The 15,181-nt window shown below is 38.3% G+C and carries 14 protein-coding genes; all 14 read left to right on the plus strand.

What is annotated here, in order from left to right; translation table 11 throughout:
- The first annotated feature begins 105 nt into the window (after positions 1 to 105).
- The 14 genes from mglB to hflC all read left to right on the plus strand — a co-directional run bounded on the left by mglB (position 106) and on the right by hflC (position 15,095).
- Positions 106 to 1,098, plus strand: a complete 993-nt coding sequence (mglB, locus tag L5B71_RS06495; RefSeq protein ID WP_265757555.1) for a galactose/glucose ABC transporter substrate-binding protein MglB — start codon at positions 106 to 108, stop codon at positions 1,096 to 1,098.
- A gap of 50 nt (positions 1,099 to 1,148) precedes the next feature.
- The gene (gene mglA / locus L5B71_RS06500; RefSeq protein WP_265757556.1) at positions 1,149 to 2,666 is read left to right on the plus strand and encodes a galactose/methyl galactoside ABC transporter ATP-binding protein MglA; all 1,518 of its coding nucleotides are present in this window, start codon (positions 1,149 to 1,151) and stop codon (positions 2,664 to 2,666) included.
- 18 nt (positions 2,667 to 2,684) lie between these two features.
- Positions 2,685 to 3,695, plus strand: coding sequence for a galactose/methyl galactoside ABC transporter permease MglC (gene mglC, locus L5B71_RS06505; RefSeq protein WP_265757557.1), 1,011 nt, complete (start codon positions 2,685 to 2,687; stop codon positions 3,693 to 3,695).
- Between the two features lie 331 nt (positions 3,696 to 4,026).
- Positions 4,027 to 5,067 carry a phosphate ABC transporter substrate-binding protein PstS gene (gene pstS, locus L5B71_RS06510; protein ID WP_265757558.1) on the plus strand — a complete coding sequence of 347 codons (1,041 nt, stop codon included), beginning with the start codon at positions 4,027 to 4,029 and terminating at the stop codon, positions 5,065 to 5,067.
- 75 nt (positions 5,068 to 5,142) lie between these two features.
- The gene (pstC, locus tag L5B71_RS06515; RefSeq protein ID WP_265757559.1) at positions 5,143 to 6,093 is read left to right on the plus strand and encodes a phosphate ABC transporter permease subunit PstC; all 951 of its coding nucleotides are present in this window, start codon (positions 5,143 to 5,145) and stop codon (positions 6,091 to 6,093) included.
- Positions 6,094 to 6,095: 2 nt separating this feature from the next.
- The gene (gene pstA, locus L5B71_RS06520; protein ID WP_265757561.1) at positions 6,096 to 6,947 is read left to right on the plus strand and encodes a phosphate ABC transporter permease PstA; all 852 of its coding nucleotides are present in this window, start codon (positions 6,096 to 6,098) and stop codon (positions 6,945 to 6,947) included.
- A 12-nt stretch (positions 6,948 to 6,959) separates the two neighbouring features.
- Positions 6,960 to 7,727 carry a phosphate ABC transporter ATP-binding protein PstB gene (pstB, locus tag L5B71_RS06525; protein WP_265757562.1) on the plus strand — a complete coding sequence of 256 codons (768 nt, stop codon included), beginning with the start codon at positions 6,960 to 6,962 and terminating at the stop codon, positions 7,725 to 7,727.
- 46 nt (positions 7,728 to 7,773) lie between these two features.
- On the plus strand, positions 7,774 to 8,469 hold the full coding sequence (gene phoB, locus L5B71_RS06530; RefSeq protein ID WP_265757563.1) for a phosphate regulon transcriptional regulator PhoB: 696 nt from the start codon (positions 7,774 to 7,776) through the stop codon (positions 8,467 to 8,469).
- Positions 8,466 to 9,770, plus strand: coding sequence for a phosphate regulon sensor histidine kinase PhoR (phoR, locus tag L5B71_RS06535; RefSeq protein WP_265757564.1), 1,305 nt, complete (start codon positions 8,466 to 8,468; stop codon positions 9,768 to 9,770). Before phoB ends, phoR begins: the two co-directional genes overlap by 4 nt.
- Positions 9,771 to 9,905: 135 nt before the next feature.
- Positions 9,906 to 11,786, plus strand: a complete 1,881-nt coding sequence (gene htpG / locus L5B71_RS06540; RefSeq protein WP_265757565.1) for a molecular chaperone HtpG — start codon at positions 9,906 to 9,908, stop codon at positions 11,784 to 11,786.
- A gap of 74 nt (positions 11,787 to 11,860) precedes the next feature.
- Positions 11,861 to 12,124 carry a DUF5339 family protein gene (locus L5B71_RS06545; protein ID WP_265757566.1) on the plus strand — a complete coding sequence of 88 codons (264 nt, stop codon included), beginning with the start codon at positions 11,861 to 11,863 and terminating at the stop codon, positions 12,122 to 12,124.
- Between the two features lie 30 nt (positions 12,125 to 12,154).
- Positions 12,155 to 12,892, plus strand: coding sequence for a 4'-phosphopantetheinyl transferase family protein (locus L5B71_RS06550; protein WP_265757567.1), 738 nt, complete (start codon positions 12,155 to 12,157; stop codon positions 12,890 to 12,892).
- Positions 12,893 to 12,987: 95 nt separating this feature from the next.
- Positions 12,988 to 14,211: an FtsH protease activity modulator HflK gene (gene hflK / locus L5B71_RS06555; protein WP_265757569.1), complete on the plus strand. Its 1,224-nt coding sequence runs from the start codon at positions 12,988 to 12,990 to the stop codon at positions 14,209 to 14,211.
- Positions 14,211 to 15,095 carry a protease modulator HflC gene (gene hflC, locus L5B71_RS06560; RefSeq protein WP_265757570.1) on the plus strand — a complete coding sequence of 295 codons (885 nt, stop codon included), beginning with the start codon at positions 14,211 to 14,213 and terminating at the stop codon, positions 15,093 to 15,095. The genes hflK and hflC overlap by 1 nt, the downstream gene beginning before the upstream one ends.
- The last annotated feature ends 86 nt before the right edge of the window (positions 15,096 to 15,181 follow it).

A 15,181-nucleotide genomic window follows, 5' to 3' on the forward strand; every position in this document is an offset into this window, starting at 1 on the left:
GCTTACAGTAAGTGTGAGGGGGATCACAGTCTTACAGCTTATTTTCTTATATGCTTAAGTGCGCTAGAGGTCAATTTTCCACTAAACAATTAAGGAGCTATCCCTATGAAAAAAATCTCATTAAAAATCACCGCACTTGCTTTAACCTTGGGGCTTGCTGGTACTGTTGCTCAAGCAGCGAATCGTGTGGGGGTAACTATTTATAAATATGATGACAACTTTATGTCATTAATGCGTCAAGAAATTGATAAAGAAGCAAAACAATTTAAAGACATTGAATTGTTAATGAATGATTCACAAAATGCCCAATCAGTGCAAAATGACCAAGTAGATGTATTGATTTCTAAAGGGGTGAAAGCCCTTGCGATTAATCTGGTTGATCCAGCGGCTGCGCCAACCATTATCAAAAAAGCACAGTTAGAAGATGTGCCAGTGATTTTCTTCAATAAAGATCCTGGTGCAAAAGCTATTGGTAGTTATGAACAAGCTTATTATGTAGGGACTGAGCCGAAAGAATCTGGCGTGATCCAAGGTCAGTTGATTGCGAAACACTGGAAAGCCAACCCTGCTTATGACTTAAATAAAGATGGCAAAATTCAATATGTCTTATTAAAAGGTGAGCCAGGCCACCCAGATGCAGAAGCACGTACTAAATATGTGATTGAAGAGCTAAATAAAAATGGCATTGAAACCGAACAACTCTTTATCGACACAGGGATGTGGGATGCGGCATTAGCGAAAGATAAAATGGATGCGTGGTTATCAAGTCCGAAAGCTAATGAAATTGAAGTGATTATTTCTAACAATGATGGTATGGCAATGGGGGCCTTAGAGGCCACTAAAGCACACGGTAAAAAATTACCAATCTTTGGTGTAGATGCTCTACCAGAAGTGTTACAGTTAGTCAAAAAAGGTGAAATAGCTGGAACAGTACTAAATGATGGTGTAACACAAGGTAAAGTGATTGTGCAATTTGCCGATAACTTAGCCAAAGGTAAGCCTATTGCTGAAGGAACAAACTGGACATTAGAAAATAAAGTACTACGAATTCCTTATGTGGGCGTTGATGCCGATAACCTAAAAGATTTCTTAAAATAATTTTATTGCTATAGGGGAAGGCAGGCTTCCCCTTTTCTGTGGGGGTGGCTATGACAGAACGAACACCAGATACCCAAGAAGTCTTGCTTACAATGACGAATGTAAGCAAAACCTTTCCGGGCGTTAAAGCTTTAGACCGGGCAAATCTCACCGTGCGTTCTCATTCAGTACACGCATTGATGGGAGAAAATGGGGCGGGGAAATCCACCTTGCTTAAATGTTTATTTGGTATTTATGCGAAAGATGAAGGGGAGATTCTCTTTTTAAATCGCCCCGTGAATTTTAAAACCTCGAAAGAGGCACTTGAGAATGGCATCTCTATGGTTCACCAAGAACTCAATCTTGTGCGCCAACGTAATGTGATGGATAACCTGTGGTTAGGACGTTATCCACTAAAAGGCGTATTTGTGGATCACGCCAAAATGTATCGTGATACTAAAGCCATTTTTGATGAATTGGATATTGATGTTGATCCAAAAGAAAAAGTGGCGAATCTCTCTGTTTCACAAATGCAAATGATTGAAATTGCAAAGGCCTTTTCTTACAACGCAAAAATTGTGATTATGGACGAACCCACTTCATCACTATCAGAAAAAGAAGTGGAACATTTATTTAAAATCATCGAAAAGCTGAAAGCACGTGGCTGCGGGATTATTTATATTTCCCATAAAATGGACGAAATTTTCAAAATTTGCGATGAAATCACTATTTTACGTGATGGCAAATGGATCAATACTGTCCCAGTAAAAGACGTCACCATGGATGATATTGTGGCAATGATGGTAGGGCGTGAGCTAACGCAACGTTTCCCTGAAAAAACCAACACACCACAAGAAGTGATTTTAGAAGTTGAAAACCTGACTGCACTGAACCAACCCTCTATTCAAAATGTCAGCTTCCAACTTCGTAAAGGGGAAATTCTCGGCATTGCAGGGCTTGTTGGGGCAAAACGCACGGACATCGTTGAAACCATTTTCGGCGTACGTGAACGTAAAACGGGCGAGATTAAATTGTACGGAAAAACAATGAAAAATCGCACCGCACTTGAAGCCATTAATAACGGTTTTGCCTTGGTAACGGAAGAGCGCCGTTCCACAGGGATTTATTCCAATCTAAATATTGAATTTAACTCATTGATTTCAAATATGAAATCCTATCTAGGACGGCTTGGCTTATTAAGTGGCGAGAAAATGAAAAGCGACACCCAATGGGTGATTGATGCAATGAATGTGAAAACGCCATCACATAAAACTACCATTGGCTCACTTTCAGGCGGAAATCAGCAAAAAGTGGTGATTGGTCGCTGGTTGCTCACTCAGCCTGAGATTTTAATGCTTGATGAACCAACGCGCGGCATTGATATTGGTGCAAAATTTGAAATTTACCAACTGATTATGGAACTCGCCAAAAAAGATAAAGGCATTATTATGATTTCTTCCGAAATGCCAGAACTGTTAGGCGTAACCGACCGTATTTTGGTAATGAGTAACGGAAAAGTGGCGGGCATTGTAGAAACTGCAAAAACGTCGCAAGAAGAAATTCTGCAACTTGCCGCAAAATATCTTTAATTTAGAAGGAAATGAATTATGTCAGCTTTAAAACAAAATAAATCGCTAGATTTCCTTAAACAAAACGCTATTTACTTTGTGCTGCTGGTGCTTCTTGGCATTATCATTATGCAAGATTCCAGCTTTTTGAGTTTAAGAAATTTTAGTAATATTCTTACCCAATCTTCTGTGCGTTTAATCATTGCCCTTGGTGTGGCGGGGGTGCTGATTACTCAAGGAACAGACTTATCCGCAGGGCGTCAAGTCGGGCTTGCCGCGGTAATTTCAGCTACACTTCTGCAAGCGATGGATAATATGAACCGTGTGTTTCCTAATTTAAGTGAGATTCCGATTCCTGTTGTTATTCTCACTGTTTGTGTGGTGGGGGCATTAATTGGGTTAGTGAATGGTATCGTGATTGCCTATCTTAACGTCACACCATTTATTGCTACTATGGGAACAATGATTATTGTTTATGGTATTAACTCACTTTATTATGATGCAGTAGGTTCATCGCCAATTGCTGGATTTAACGAGCAATTTTCCACGTTTTCTCAGGGCTTTTTCCGTTTAGGCACTTTCAAATTATCCTATATCACAATCTATGCCGCCATTTGCGCGTTATTCGTATGGATTTTATGGAACAAAACTCGCTTCGGCAAAAATATCTTTGCGATTGGTGGAAACCCAGAGGCAGCGCGCGTTTCTGGAGTCAATGTAACTCGTAACCTTGTTATTATCTATATGATTGCTGGTGTGTTTTATGCTTTCGGCGGAATGCTTGAAGCTGGACGTATTGGTAGTGCCACCAATAATCTCGGATTTATGTATGAGCTTGATGCGATTGCTGCTTGTGTTGTTGGTGGGGTTTCCTTTGCCGGTGGCGTTGGTACGGTGATGGGGGTTGTAACAGGGGTGCTCATTTTTACAGTAATCAACTATGGACTCACTTACATTGGTGTAAATCCATATTGGCAATATATTATCAAAGGTAGCATCATTATCTTTGCGGTGGCAATTGATTCACTTAAGTATGCAAAGAAAAAATAATTTTTATTAAAACATACAAAAATCATCGCGAAAGTGCGGTGATTTTTTTATGGATTTTAGATTTACATACGAAATTTTTTCGATTAAGTATAGTGTTATATCGAATTCCCCTCAACGCGCACTTTCTAAGCCAATAACGCTCATCACACCTTGCAATAAAACTGAATACAAAGAACTATAAAAAGGAATAAGAGAGGTTAGTTTTATCATACAGAGTGTGCAATTTATTAAAATTTTATAAGAAATGGAAGATTGTCATAAAACTGTAATATTGTTCTATTAGACTTCAATTTGCCAAATAACTGGCGATCTAGAGAACGGAGAGATTAATATGAAGAAGTCTATTGTTAAGATTTTTACGGTATTAGGGATATCAATAAGTTTACTGAATGTAGCAAAAGCGCAGACTATTACTGGTGCAGGCGCTTCATTTCCTTATCCGATCTATGCTAAATGGGCATCACTTTATGAAAAAGAAACGGGTAACCGAGTAAATTACCAGTCAATAGGATCTGGTGGTGGCCAACAACAGATTATATCAAAAACGATTGATTTTGGTGCTTCAGATGATCCAATGAAAGCTGCGTTGATAGCTGAACATAAGCTTTTACAATTCCCAGCTATTATTGGTGGAACAGTACCTGTTGTTAATATTCCCGATATTTCTGCAGGAGAATTAAAGCTATCAGGAGAGTTAGTTGCAGATATTTTCTTGGGCAAAATTAAAAAATGGAATGATCCTGCCATTGCTAAACTAAATGAAAAACTAACACTACCAGAGAAAGATATCATTGTAATTTATCGTTCTGATGGTTCTGGTACAACATTTGGTTGGACAAATTATTTATCGAAAGTTTCTTCTGAATGGAAAGAGAAAGTAGGGGAAGGAAAATCTGTAAAATGGCCTGTAGGACAAGGCGGTAAAGGTAATGAGGGTGTAGCAGCTTATGTTGGACAGATTAAATATTCAATTAGTTATGTTGAATATGCATATGCTAAACAAAATAACTTAGCTTGGGTTACGTTGCAAAATAAAGATGGAAAATTTGTAGCGCCTTCAAAAGAGAGTTTTACCTCTGCTGCAGCTAATGCAAAATGGAATGAAGTAGAAAATATGGGTGTTATATTAACAAATGAATCTGGTGCGAACTCTTGGCCAATTACCGCTGCAAGTTTTATTTTATTACATAAAGTAGCAGATAAGCCTGAATCAACAAAAGGTGTACTGGATTTCTTTGACTGGGCATTTACCAAGGGGCAAAATGCAGCAAGTGAGTTGGATTATGTGCCGTTACCTAGTGAAGTAATTAAACAAATTAAAACCAAGTGGCAATCTGAAATTAAAGATGTAAATGGAAAGGCTGTTTATTAAAGTAGCGGCCATTTTTTAAATAGCTTATGGGCTTAGCTATTCAATTAGCTAAGCTCTAATATCAATGAATTACATATGAAAAATCTTAAATCTCAGTGTAGCAGACAAAAAATTTTTGAGCTTGTTTTTCATAGCTTAACTAAGTTCTTTGCGTTTATTGTTCTTATTATGCTAGCTTCCATTTTGATATCTTTAATCTATGGAAGCTGGGATTCTATTAAGCAGTTTGGCATTTCATTTTTATGGACTAATGAATGGAATCCAACACAAGATATCTATGGTGCAATTGTTCCTGTCGTTGGGACGTTGATTTCCGCACTCTTTGCCTTAATTATTGCAGTACCTATTTCTTTTGGAATTGCTACTTTTTTAATAGAACTCGCACCAGAGCCATTGAAAAAACCTATTAGTATCGCGGTAGAAATGTTGGCTGCAATCCCTTCTATTATTTATGGTATGTGGGGGCTATTTGTTTTTGTACCATTATTTCAGACATATATACAACCACATTTAATCGATACGCTTGGTGACATACCTTACGTTGGCGTATTATTTTCTGGCGCCCCATTTGGTGTAGGCCTTTTTACTGCAGGATTAGTGCTTGCAATTATGATTATTCCTTTCATCGCATCTATTATGCGAGAGGTGTTTTCGGTCGTTCCTCCTATGCTGAAAGAATCGGCTTATGGATTAGGCTCAACAACTTGGGAGGTGGTATGGCATGTTGTTTTACCTTACACCAAAACGGGAGTAATTGGCGGGATTATGTTAGGGCTTGGCCGGGCATTAGGTGAAACCATGGCGATTACGTTTGTTATTGGTAATTCTTTTAATTTGCCGAATTCTATTTTTTCCCCAAGTACCTCAATTGCATCAGCGATTGCTAATGAATTTAATGAGGCGTCTGGATTACAAAAATCCTCGTTGATGGAATTGGGTCTGATTTTATTCTTAATCACTACTTTAGTACTTGCATCATCTCGTATTTTGATTGCTCGTATGACGTTAAAAGAAGGGAAGCACTAATTATGCAAAACTATATAACAGGTCGTTTTAAACAACGTAAATGCATAAATAAGGTAATGATTGGAGTTGCAATACTGGCAGTTATTTTTGGATTATTTTGGCTCTCGTGGATTATTATTACTCTAATAATAAAAGGAGTGCCAGCATTTTCTATTGAGCTATTTTTAGAAAAAACACCTGGACCAGGAGAAAAAGGCGGGCTATTAAATGCACTTATTGGCTCAACACAAATGCTAGTTATTGCATTACTTATCGGGGCGCCGATAGGTGTTTTGGCTGGAACATACCTAGCAGAGTATGGACGATTTAGCAAATTAGCCTCGATGACACGTTTTTTAAACGATATTTTGCTTTCAGCGCCCTCAATTATTATTGGGTTATTTATTTACTCAATTTATGTTGCTCAAGTAAATCACTTTTCGGGATGGGCAGGCGCGTTAGCATTAGCCGTGATAGTTATTCCAATTGTAGTTAGAACGACAGAAAATATGCTAGTATTAATTCCAAATAATCTACGTGAAGCTGCTATTTCACTAGGTTGTCCTCGTTGGAAAGTTATTACAATGATTTGCTACAAAGCAGTAAAATCAGGGATTTTAACAGGGATTTTACTTGCCGTGGCAAGAATAGCAGGAGAAACTGCGCCACTTCTTTTTACCGCACTATCAAATCAATTTATCTCATTTAATATGAATGAGCCAATGTCTAACTTACCAGTGGTTATTTACCAATATGCAGCGAGTCCATTTAAAGATTGGAATGAATTGGCTTGGGCAGGTGCAAGCTTAATTACTATTTTTGTACTAGGCTTAAATATATTCATTCGTTTTTATTTTAGTAATCAAAAAAAATAGGGATATAAAAATATGATCGATCTAAATAATACAAAAATTAATGTAAGGAATTTGAATTTCTATTATGGCGATTTTCATGCTTTAAAAGATATCAATTTACGTATCCCACATAATAAAGTTACTGCATTTATTGGTCCATCTGGCTGTGGAAAGTCAACACTATTAAGAACATTTAATCGCATGTTTGAGCTTTACCCTACACAAAAGGCAACAGGAGAAATTTATCTTGATGATGAGGACTTACTAACCACAAAGACCGATATTGCTATTATTCGAGCTAAAGTTGGTATGGTATTTCAAAAACCCACTCCTTTCCCTATGTCAATTTATGATAATATTGCGTTTGGTATTAAGTTATTTGAAAAACTCAGTAAATCAGAAATGAACGAACGTGTTGAGTGGGCTTTGACAAAAGCAGCACTATGGAATGAAGTGAAAGATAAGCTTAATAAAAGTGGTGATAGTTTATCTGGTGGGCAACAGCAACGTTTGTGTATTGCTAGAAGTATTGCGATAAAACCCGAAGTATTATTACTTGATGAGCCTTGTTCTGCTTTGGATCCTATTTCTACCATGAAAATTGAAGAGCTTATCTTTGAATTAAAACAAGATTACACCGTGGCTATCGTAACCCATAATATGCAACAAGCTGCACGTTGTTCTGACTATACCGCCTATATGTATTTGGGGGAATTGGTAGAGTTTGGAGAAACAAAAAACATTTTTGAGCAACCAAATGACAAAAGGACTGAAGATTACATTAATGGCAGAATGGGCTAGTTACTTAGTAGGCTGATGGCTATTTTTTATGGAGCTAGGAGAGGCAATGGCAACTCAAATTTTGGTGATTGAAGATGAGCAAGCAATTCGAGAAATGATTAAATTATTTCTTGAACAACAAGGCTATGAAGTTCTTGAAGCATTTGATTATCAAAGTGCGGTCAAAAAAATAGAAGAAACGCCAAAATTAGTTTTATTAGATTGGATGTTACCTGGTCGTTCAGGCATTCAATTTATTCAATATTTGAAGAAAATGCCTAAATTTGACAGCATTCCAATTATTATGCTTACTGCTCGTAGCGCAGAAGATGATTGTATTGCTTGCTTGAATGCAGGCGCAGATGATTATGTAACAAAACCATTTTCACCTAAAGTTTTACTTGCACGGATTGATGCATTATTGCGTAGAGCCTATGAACAAGCTCCTAATATATTAAATATAGATGGTTTAATACTTGATCAAAATGCAAAGCGTGTTACCTATCAACAAAGTGAAATTAATCTGAGCTCCACAGAATTTAAATTATTACATTTCTTTATGCTGCATCCAGAGAAAGTTTATAGTAGATCTCAGTTGCTTGATTTTATTTGGGGAAATGATATTTATGTGGAGGATCGAACTGTAGATGTTTATATTCGGAGATTGCGTAAATGTTTAGAGCCTTATCACTTTGAACGTTATATACAGACTGTGCGAGGGAGTGGCTATCGGTTTTCAAATCATTTTTGGAGTAATGAATGAGGATCAGGCTTTCTTATAAGCACATTGTGCTAGAAGCAATTTTAGTTATAACTACAGCATTATTTTTTAGTTTATTTGCAAAAGATTTTTATTTTTGGATTATTATCTGTTTAATTATTTCCTTAATTTGGCATCATAATAATGAATTTAAATTATTAGAAATTTTATATCCTCAGCTAGAATATAAAAAAAGAAAGACAATTTTAGAGTATATATTACCTACTCAGGACTATTGGAAACGTAAAAGCCGTAAAGAAAAAATAAAGACACTAAGGCTATTATCAAAACTAAATAAAAATATTCAATATTTTCCTGAAGGGGTTATTATATGCCAGAAAGATGGAGATATATCTTGGTGTAATAGTGCGGCACAAGAAATATTTTCTTTTTACTGGCATAAGAAAGCGCATAAAAATATTTTTAATATTATTTTTTATCCAGAATTCAAAGACTATTTTCATAATTCTTCTACTCAACATCCTTTGATTTTATTGACAGAGGACCAACGTTATATTGAGATTAGTATAAATATTTATGATAGCCAAAGTTCTCTTGTCATTATGCGTGATGTTACACAGTTAATTAGGCTTCTACACACTCGGCAAACATTTTTAGCTAACGTAAACCATGAATTACGAACTCCTCTTACTGTTTTGAAAGGTTATTTAGAGTTGTTGGGAGAAAATAAACCTCAGGATCCTTTATATAACAAAGCTATTCAAGCGATGCTTGAACAGAGTCAAAGAATGTCCCATTTGTTGGATCAATTAAGTCTTCTTGCAAAAATTGAACATTCTAATAATGAACATTATCCTGTAGATTTATCTGAAATTATTAATTCATTGCAAAAAAATGCGTTGATTCTCCATGATGATTCACAAAAATTGACTTTTGATATTGAGCCTAATTTAGAGATATTAGGTGATGCAAATCAGTTGCAAAGTGCGGTATCGAATTTAATCTATAATGCGATTAGACATTCAGGAAAGAATACACATATTCACGTAAGCTGGCAGCGTTGTCCTGAAGGTGCTAAATTTACAGTCTCCGACAATGGCGTTGGTATATCAGAAAAACATATTCCGCATTTAACAGAACGTTTCTATAGAGTAGATGAATCTCGTAATAACCAAACGGGCGGAAGTGGATTAGGTTTAGCTATTGTTAAGCATATTCTCGAACAACATCATACAAACTTAGAGATTACAAGTGAAAAAGGGCAAGGCAGTACTTTTTCTTTTCAGATTAATAGCAAATATTTGGTTGATGACTCCTCTATGACCAAGCTCCCGAGTAAATGACCACACTTTATCTTTTATGAAGCTGGACGCTTTTACTAAAATTTTTGGCCAAATTATCATCAAATAAACAAGATTCTAGTTGAAATTAGCGCTTTTGTTCTTATATAAGTCAAAAATTTTAAAGAGGAAAATACGATGAATAAAAATCAAGAAACGCGTGGATTTCAATCTGAAGTTAAACAGTTACTCCAATTAATGATCCACTCACTTTACTCTAATAAAGAAATCTTTTTGCGTGAGTTAATCTCAAATGCGTCTGACGCAGCGGACAAGCTACGCTTTAAAGCCCTTTCTGTACCAGAATTATATGAAGGCGATGGTGATTTAAAAGTTCGCATTAGCTTTGATGAAGAAAAAGGCACCATCACCATTAGTGATAACGGGATTGGAATGACGCGCGAGCAAGTCATCGATCATTTAGGTACGATTGCCAAATCAGGAACGAAAGAATTTTTAACCGCACTTGGCGCGGATCAAGCTAAAGACAGCCAGCTTATCGGGCAATTTGGTGTCGGTTTTTATTCTGCCTTTATTGTGGCGGATAAAGTGACCGTGAAAACCCGTGCAGCAGGTGTGCCTGCAGATCAAGGCGTGTTGTGGGAATCCACTGGTGAAGGTGAATATACCGTTGAAAATATTGAGAAAAAAGATCGTGGAACGGAGATCACGTTGCACTTGCGTGCGGAAGATAAAGGCTTTGCCAATGCGTGGCGTTTACGTGAAATCATCAGCAAATATTCCGATCATATTGGTTTGCCAGTAGAAATTTTGACGCCAGAATATGATGATGAAGGCAAAGAAAAAGGCGTGAAATGGGAAAAGATCAATAAAGCCCAAGCCCTTTGGACTCGTTCGAAAGCCGAAATCTCTGATGAAGAATATAAAGAATTTTACAAACATTTAAGCCATGATTTCGCGGATCCACTTTTATGGGCACATAATAAAGTAGAAGGAAATCAAGAATATACCAGCTTGCTTTATGTGCCGTCTAAGGCTCCTTGGGATCTCTTTAACCGTGATCACAAACAAGGCTTGAAGCTCTATGTGCAACGTGTGTTTATTATGGACGATGCGGAACAATTTATGCCGAATTATCTGCGTTTTATGCGTGGTTTAATTGATAGCAATGATTTACCGCTCAATGTTTCTCGTGAAATTCTGCAAGATAACAAAGTGACCGCCGCCTTGCGTAAAGCGCTTACCAAGCGTTCATTACAAATGTTAGAAAAATTAGCGAAAGACAACCCAGAGCAATATTTACAATTTTGGAAAGAATTTGGCTTGGTGTTAAAAGAAGGGGTAGCGGAAGATGTGGCTAACCGTGAGCAAATTGCGCACTTATATCGTTTTGCTTCGACCCATAATGATAGCAGTGAGCAAACTTCTTCCTTGCAAGATTATGTTTCGCGAATGAAAGAAGGGCAAAAAGCCATTTATTACATCACCGCAGATAGCTATATTGCGGCGAAAAATAGCCCGCACTTAGAGCTGTTTAATAAGAAAGGCATTGAAGTGTTGTTGCTTTCTGGTCGCATTGATGAATGGATGGTAAGTTATCTCACTGAATTTGATGGTAAACCATTGCAGCCTATCACCAAGTCCGAGCTCGATTTAGGCGATTTGGCTGATCAAGAGCAGGAAGAGCAAAAGGCACAAGATGAGGCATTTGGCTCGTTTATTGAGCGAGTGAAAGCTTTATTAGGTGATCGTGTGAAAGCGGTGCGTTTAACCCATCGTTTAACCGACACGCCTGCGGTAGTTTCGACCGATAACGATCAAATGACCACACAAATGGCGAAATTATTTGCAATGAGTGGGCAGCCAGTGCCTGAAGTAAAATATACTTTCGAGCTAAATCCAGAGCATAATTTAGTGAAGAAAGTGGCTGATATGGTAGATGAAGAACAATTTGCCAACTGGATTGAATTACTACTTGAGCAAGCGATGCTTGCTGAACGTGGATCCTTGGAAAACCCAACAGCATTCATTAAACGTGTAAATGAGTTGTTATCTTAATAAATTAGGTTAGAATAGAAGCGTTGTCTAAAACTAGGCAACGCTTATTGTTTAGACTCATAAAAAGGAATGGTATGAAAAAATTTATTGTTGTTATCAGCTTATTGTTATCTGCTTGTAGTTCAGTGCTTAATATCAGTCAATCTGCTAAATTAGTGAACAGCTGCCAAACCTATTTCAATATCTTAGATGAGAATGTGGCGACATCTACTTTACCTGCGGAAACATTGCAGGCATTGCAACAGGATTTTGCACAATATCGCAAAGAATTTACTAAACTCTCTTTAGAGAAACAAGAGCAATTCTGCCGTGCACGTTTGGCACGTTTTCAACATTAATTTGCTTTCCCCGCGTAACAAGGAGCGTCAATGAGCATTTTTATTGCGTGGGGAAATGTTCATCAGTCTTATCCTTTCGAGCAAATTCCAACGGCATTACTCACGCCTAAATTACGTCAAGCACGGCCTGAACAACAGCGTTTGTTGCAACGTTATCGCTGCCGTTGGGTGGCGCATTTTTTGTTATGGGAGTTAGTAAAAACAGCAAAAATTTCCACCGCGCTTTTATCACAAATCGCATACAGCCAAAGCCAGCGCCCTTATTTTCCGACGCCAAATATTGATTTTAATATCAGCCATTCAGGCAATTGGGTGGCGGTGATGCTCAAGGTTGATGAAAAAAAAGAGGGAATCCAAAGTGCGGTAGGAATTGACATCGAATTTCCGCAAAAAGCACGAGATTATGCCGCCTTGCTTGGCCATTTTGCAGCCGAACAAGAGCAACAATGGTTTGCCAAGCAGCCCGACAAAAAAACAGCCTTTTATCGTATTTGGTGTTTGCGTGAAGCACTGTTGAAATCCCAAGGTGTGGGCATTGTAAAATTATCTGAAGTGGATCATCAAGCCGATAGCCAGCAATTATTTTCAGCTTATTGTCCGCAAGGAGAAGCCCTATTCACCGAAGAGTTGCCTTTTTATTTTGCCGCCTTTGCTAATGAAACCCTTGCAACAGCACATTATTTTTATTGGAATGATAAAGGCTTAATTCCCACTGAATTAAAGCAAAAAATTTGCTATAAAGTGAACCGCACTTTAACAGATTTTTGACGGCTTAAAGGGAGGGAAAAGCGGGCAATCTGCCCTAGACTTCACCTATTATTTTGTTTAGACTTGTAACAATTTTTTGACAAATGGAGAAAAGAATGTCCTTTAATGGTTCAGAGCAAGATCCTTGGGGAAAACCAGGGAGCAACCCAAATCAATCGGATAACAAATCCGATCCAAATAACCAATGGGATAAACGCAATAAGCAAGAACAATCCCCACCTGATCTTGAAGAAGTATTTAGCAATTTATTGAAAAAACTCGGTGGCGGTCAAAATGGCGGCAACCATAATGGCGGTAGCAAAGGTCTATCTTTCGGCTTAGGTAAATTATTACCTATTGCCGCCCTGATTGGCGCAATTGTTTGGGGCGTGAGCGGTTTTTACACTGTGAAAGAAGCGGAACGTGGCGTAGTGTTACGTTTTGGTGAGCTGGAAAAAATCGTGCAGCCAGGTTTGAACTGGAAACCAACTTTTGTAGATAAAGTGATTCCCGTTAATGTCGAGCAAGTAAAAGAGCTGAAAACCCAAGGGGCAATGCTCACTCGCGATGAAAATATGGTGAAAGTTGAAATGACCGTGCAATATCGTGTGAGTGATCCTGCGAAATATTTATTCAGTGTAACCAATGCCGATGACAGCTTAAATCAAGCCACCGACAGTGCTTTGCGTTATGTGATCGGGCATATGTCAATGGATGATATTTTAACCACAGGACGTTCTATTGTGCGTGAAGACACTTGGAAAGCCTTGAATGGCATTATTCAGCCTTATGATATGGGACTGGAAGTGCTTGATGTGAACTTCCAATCTGCGCGTCCGCCAGAAGAAGTGAAAGCTGCCTTTGATGATGCGATTAAAGCACAAGAAGACGAACAACGTTATATTCGTGAAGCGGAAGCTTATGCACGTGAGCAAGAGCCAATCGCGCGCGGTAATGCACAACGCATTATTGAAGAAGCCACGGCCTATAAAGATCAAGTGGTGTTAAATGCGCAAGGTGAAGTGGAGCGTTTCCAACGCCTATTGCCAGAATTTAAAGCAGCCCCGCAATTATTGCGTGATCGCTTATATATTCAAACTATGGAAAAAGTGATGGCAAACACGCCAAAAGTATTGCTTGATGGCAATGGCAATAATTTAAGTGTGCTGCCGCTCGATAAAATTTTATCGCCAAAAAATAGTGAAAAAAGCACCGCACCTAATCCAACTAATGCACAAAGTGCGGTGAAAAATCAGGATAGTTATTCTGATACTCGCTCTTTTTCCAGCAGTGAGAACTATCCACAATCATCTGAAAATCGCCAAGGGAGATTTAACTAATGCGTAAGATTTTAACCCCTGTTTTACTGGTATTGCTTGCGGTGATTTATTCTAGCCTTGTGATTGTAGATGAAGGCACGCGTGGCATTATGTTACGTTTTGGTAAGGTTCAACGTGATGGTCAGAACAAAGTGGTGGTGTATGAGCCAGGGTTACACCTTAAAATCCCATTTATAGACTCAATGAAAGTATTAGATGCACGTATTCGTACGCTTGATGGGGCAGCGGATCGTTTTGTTACGGTAGAGAAAAAGGATCTCTTAGTAGATTCTTATGTAAAATGGCACATCAGTGATTTCGGCCGCTTTTTTACCGCAACGGGTGGCGGAGATTATACTCAAGCTGCTAATTTATTACGACGTAAAGTCAATGACCGTTTACGCTCTGAAGTAGGCTCACGCACGATTAAAGATATTGTGTCAGGGACACGCGGCGAATTAATGGTTGGCGCACGCAAAGCCTTGAATACAGGGCAGGATAGCACGTCAGAATTAGGTATTGAAGTAGTAGATGTGCGGGTAAAACAAATCAATCTACCTGATGAAGTGTCTTCATCAATCTACCAACGTATGCGTGCAGAGCGTGATGCTGTGGCTCGTGAGCATCGTTCACAAGGTAAAGAAAAAGCCGCATTTATTCAAGCCGATGTGGATCGTAAAGTCACGGTAATTTTGGCCACAGCCAATAAAACGGCACAAGAATTGCGTGGTAACGGTGATGCCGCCGCCGCCAAACTCTACGCCGATGCCTTTGCGCAAGAACCTGAGTTTTACAGCTTTGTGCGCAGTATGAAAGCCTACGAAAAAAGCTTTGCAGAATCAAACAATATGCTGATTCTCAAACCAGACAGCGACTTCTTCCGCTTTATGCAAGCGCCGAAGTAAGCTGAAGTAAAAGATATGGGGTTATTAAGTTAGCCCCAAATTTCCCACTATTCTCGCAAAATCTTCACTTGCTCTTGCTATAATTT

This window comes from Avibacterium sp. 21-586 (assembly GCF_026226775.1).
Classification (GTDB): domain Bacteria; phylum Pseudomonadota; class Gammaproteobacteria; order Enterobacterales; family Pasteurellaceae; genus Avibacterium.

What these genes read in the sequence shown, in the direction of transcription:
- L5B71_RS06545 (WP_265757566.1), top strand. Translation starts at nt 11,861, where the DNA reads ATGAAAAAATTTATTGTTGTTATCAGCTTATTGTTATCTGCTTGTAGT.
- pstB (WP_265757562.1), top strand. Translation starts at nt 6,960, where the DNA reads ATGATCGATCTAAATAATACAAAAATTAATGTAAGGAATTTGAATTTC.
- htpG (WP_265757565.1), top strand. Translation starts at nt 9,906, where the DNA reads ATGAATAAAAATCAAGAAACGCGTGGATTTCAATCTGAAGTTAAACAG.
- mglB (WP_265757555.1), top strand. Translation starts at nt 106, where the DNA reads ATGAAAAAAATCTCATTAAAAATCACCGCACTTGCTTTAACCTTGGGG.
- L5B71_RS06550 (WP_265757567.1), top strand. Translation starts at nt 12,155, where the DNA reads ATGAGCATTTTTATTGCGTGGGGAAATGTTCATCAGTCTTATCCTTTC.
- hflC (WP_265757570.1), top strand. Translation starts at nt 14,211, where the DNA reads ATGCGTAAGATTTTAACCCCTGTTTTACTGGTATTGCTTGCGGTGATT.
- mglA (WP_265757556.1), top strand. Translation starts at nt 1,149, where the DNA reads ATGACAGAACGAACACCAGATACCCAAGAAGTCTTGCTTACAATGACG.
- pstS (WP_265757558.1), top strand. Translation starts at nt 4,027, where the DNA reads ATGAAGAAGTCTATTGTTAAGATTTTTACGGTATTAGGGATATCAATA.
- mglC (WP_265757557.1), top strand. Translation starts at nt 2,685, where the DNA reads ATGTCAGCTTTAAAACAAAATAAATCGCTAGATTTCCTTAAACAAAAC.
- pstA (WP_265757561.1), top strand. Translation starts at nt 6,096, where the DNA reads ATGCAAAACTATATAACAGGTCGTTTTAAACAACGTAAATGCATAAAT.
- hflK (WP_265757569.1), top strand. Translation starts at nt 12,988, where the DNA reads ATGTCCTTTAATGGTTCAGAGCAAGATCCTTGGGGAAAACCAGGGAGC.
- phoB (WP_265757563.1), top strand. Translation starts at nt 7,774, where the DNA reads ATGGCAACTCAAATTTTGGTGATTGAAGATGAGCAAGCAATTCGAGAA.
- phoR (WP_265757564.1), top strand. Translation starts at nt 8,466, where the DNA reads ATGAGGATCAGGCTTTCTTATAAGCACATTGTGCTAGAAGCAATTTTA.
- pstC (WP_265757559.1), top strand. Translation starts at nt 5,143, where the DNA reads ATGAAAAATCTTAAATCTCAGTGTAGCAGACAAAAAATTTTTGAGCTT.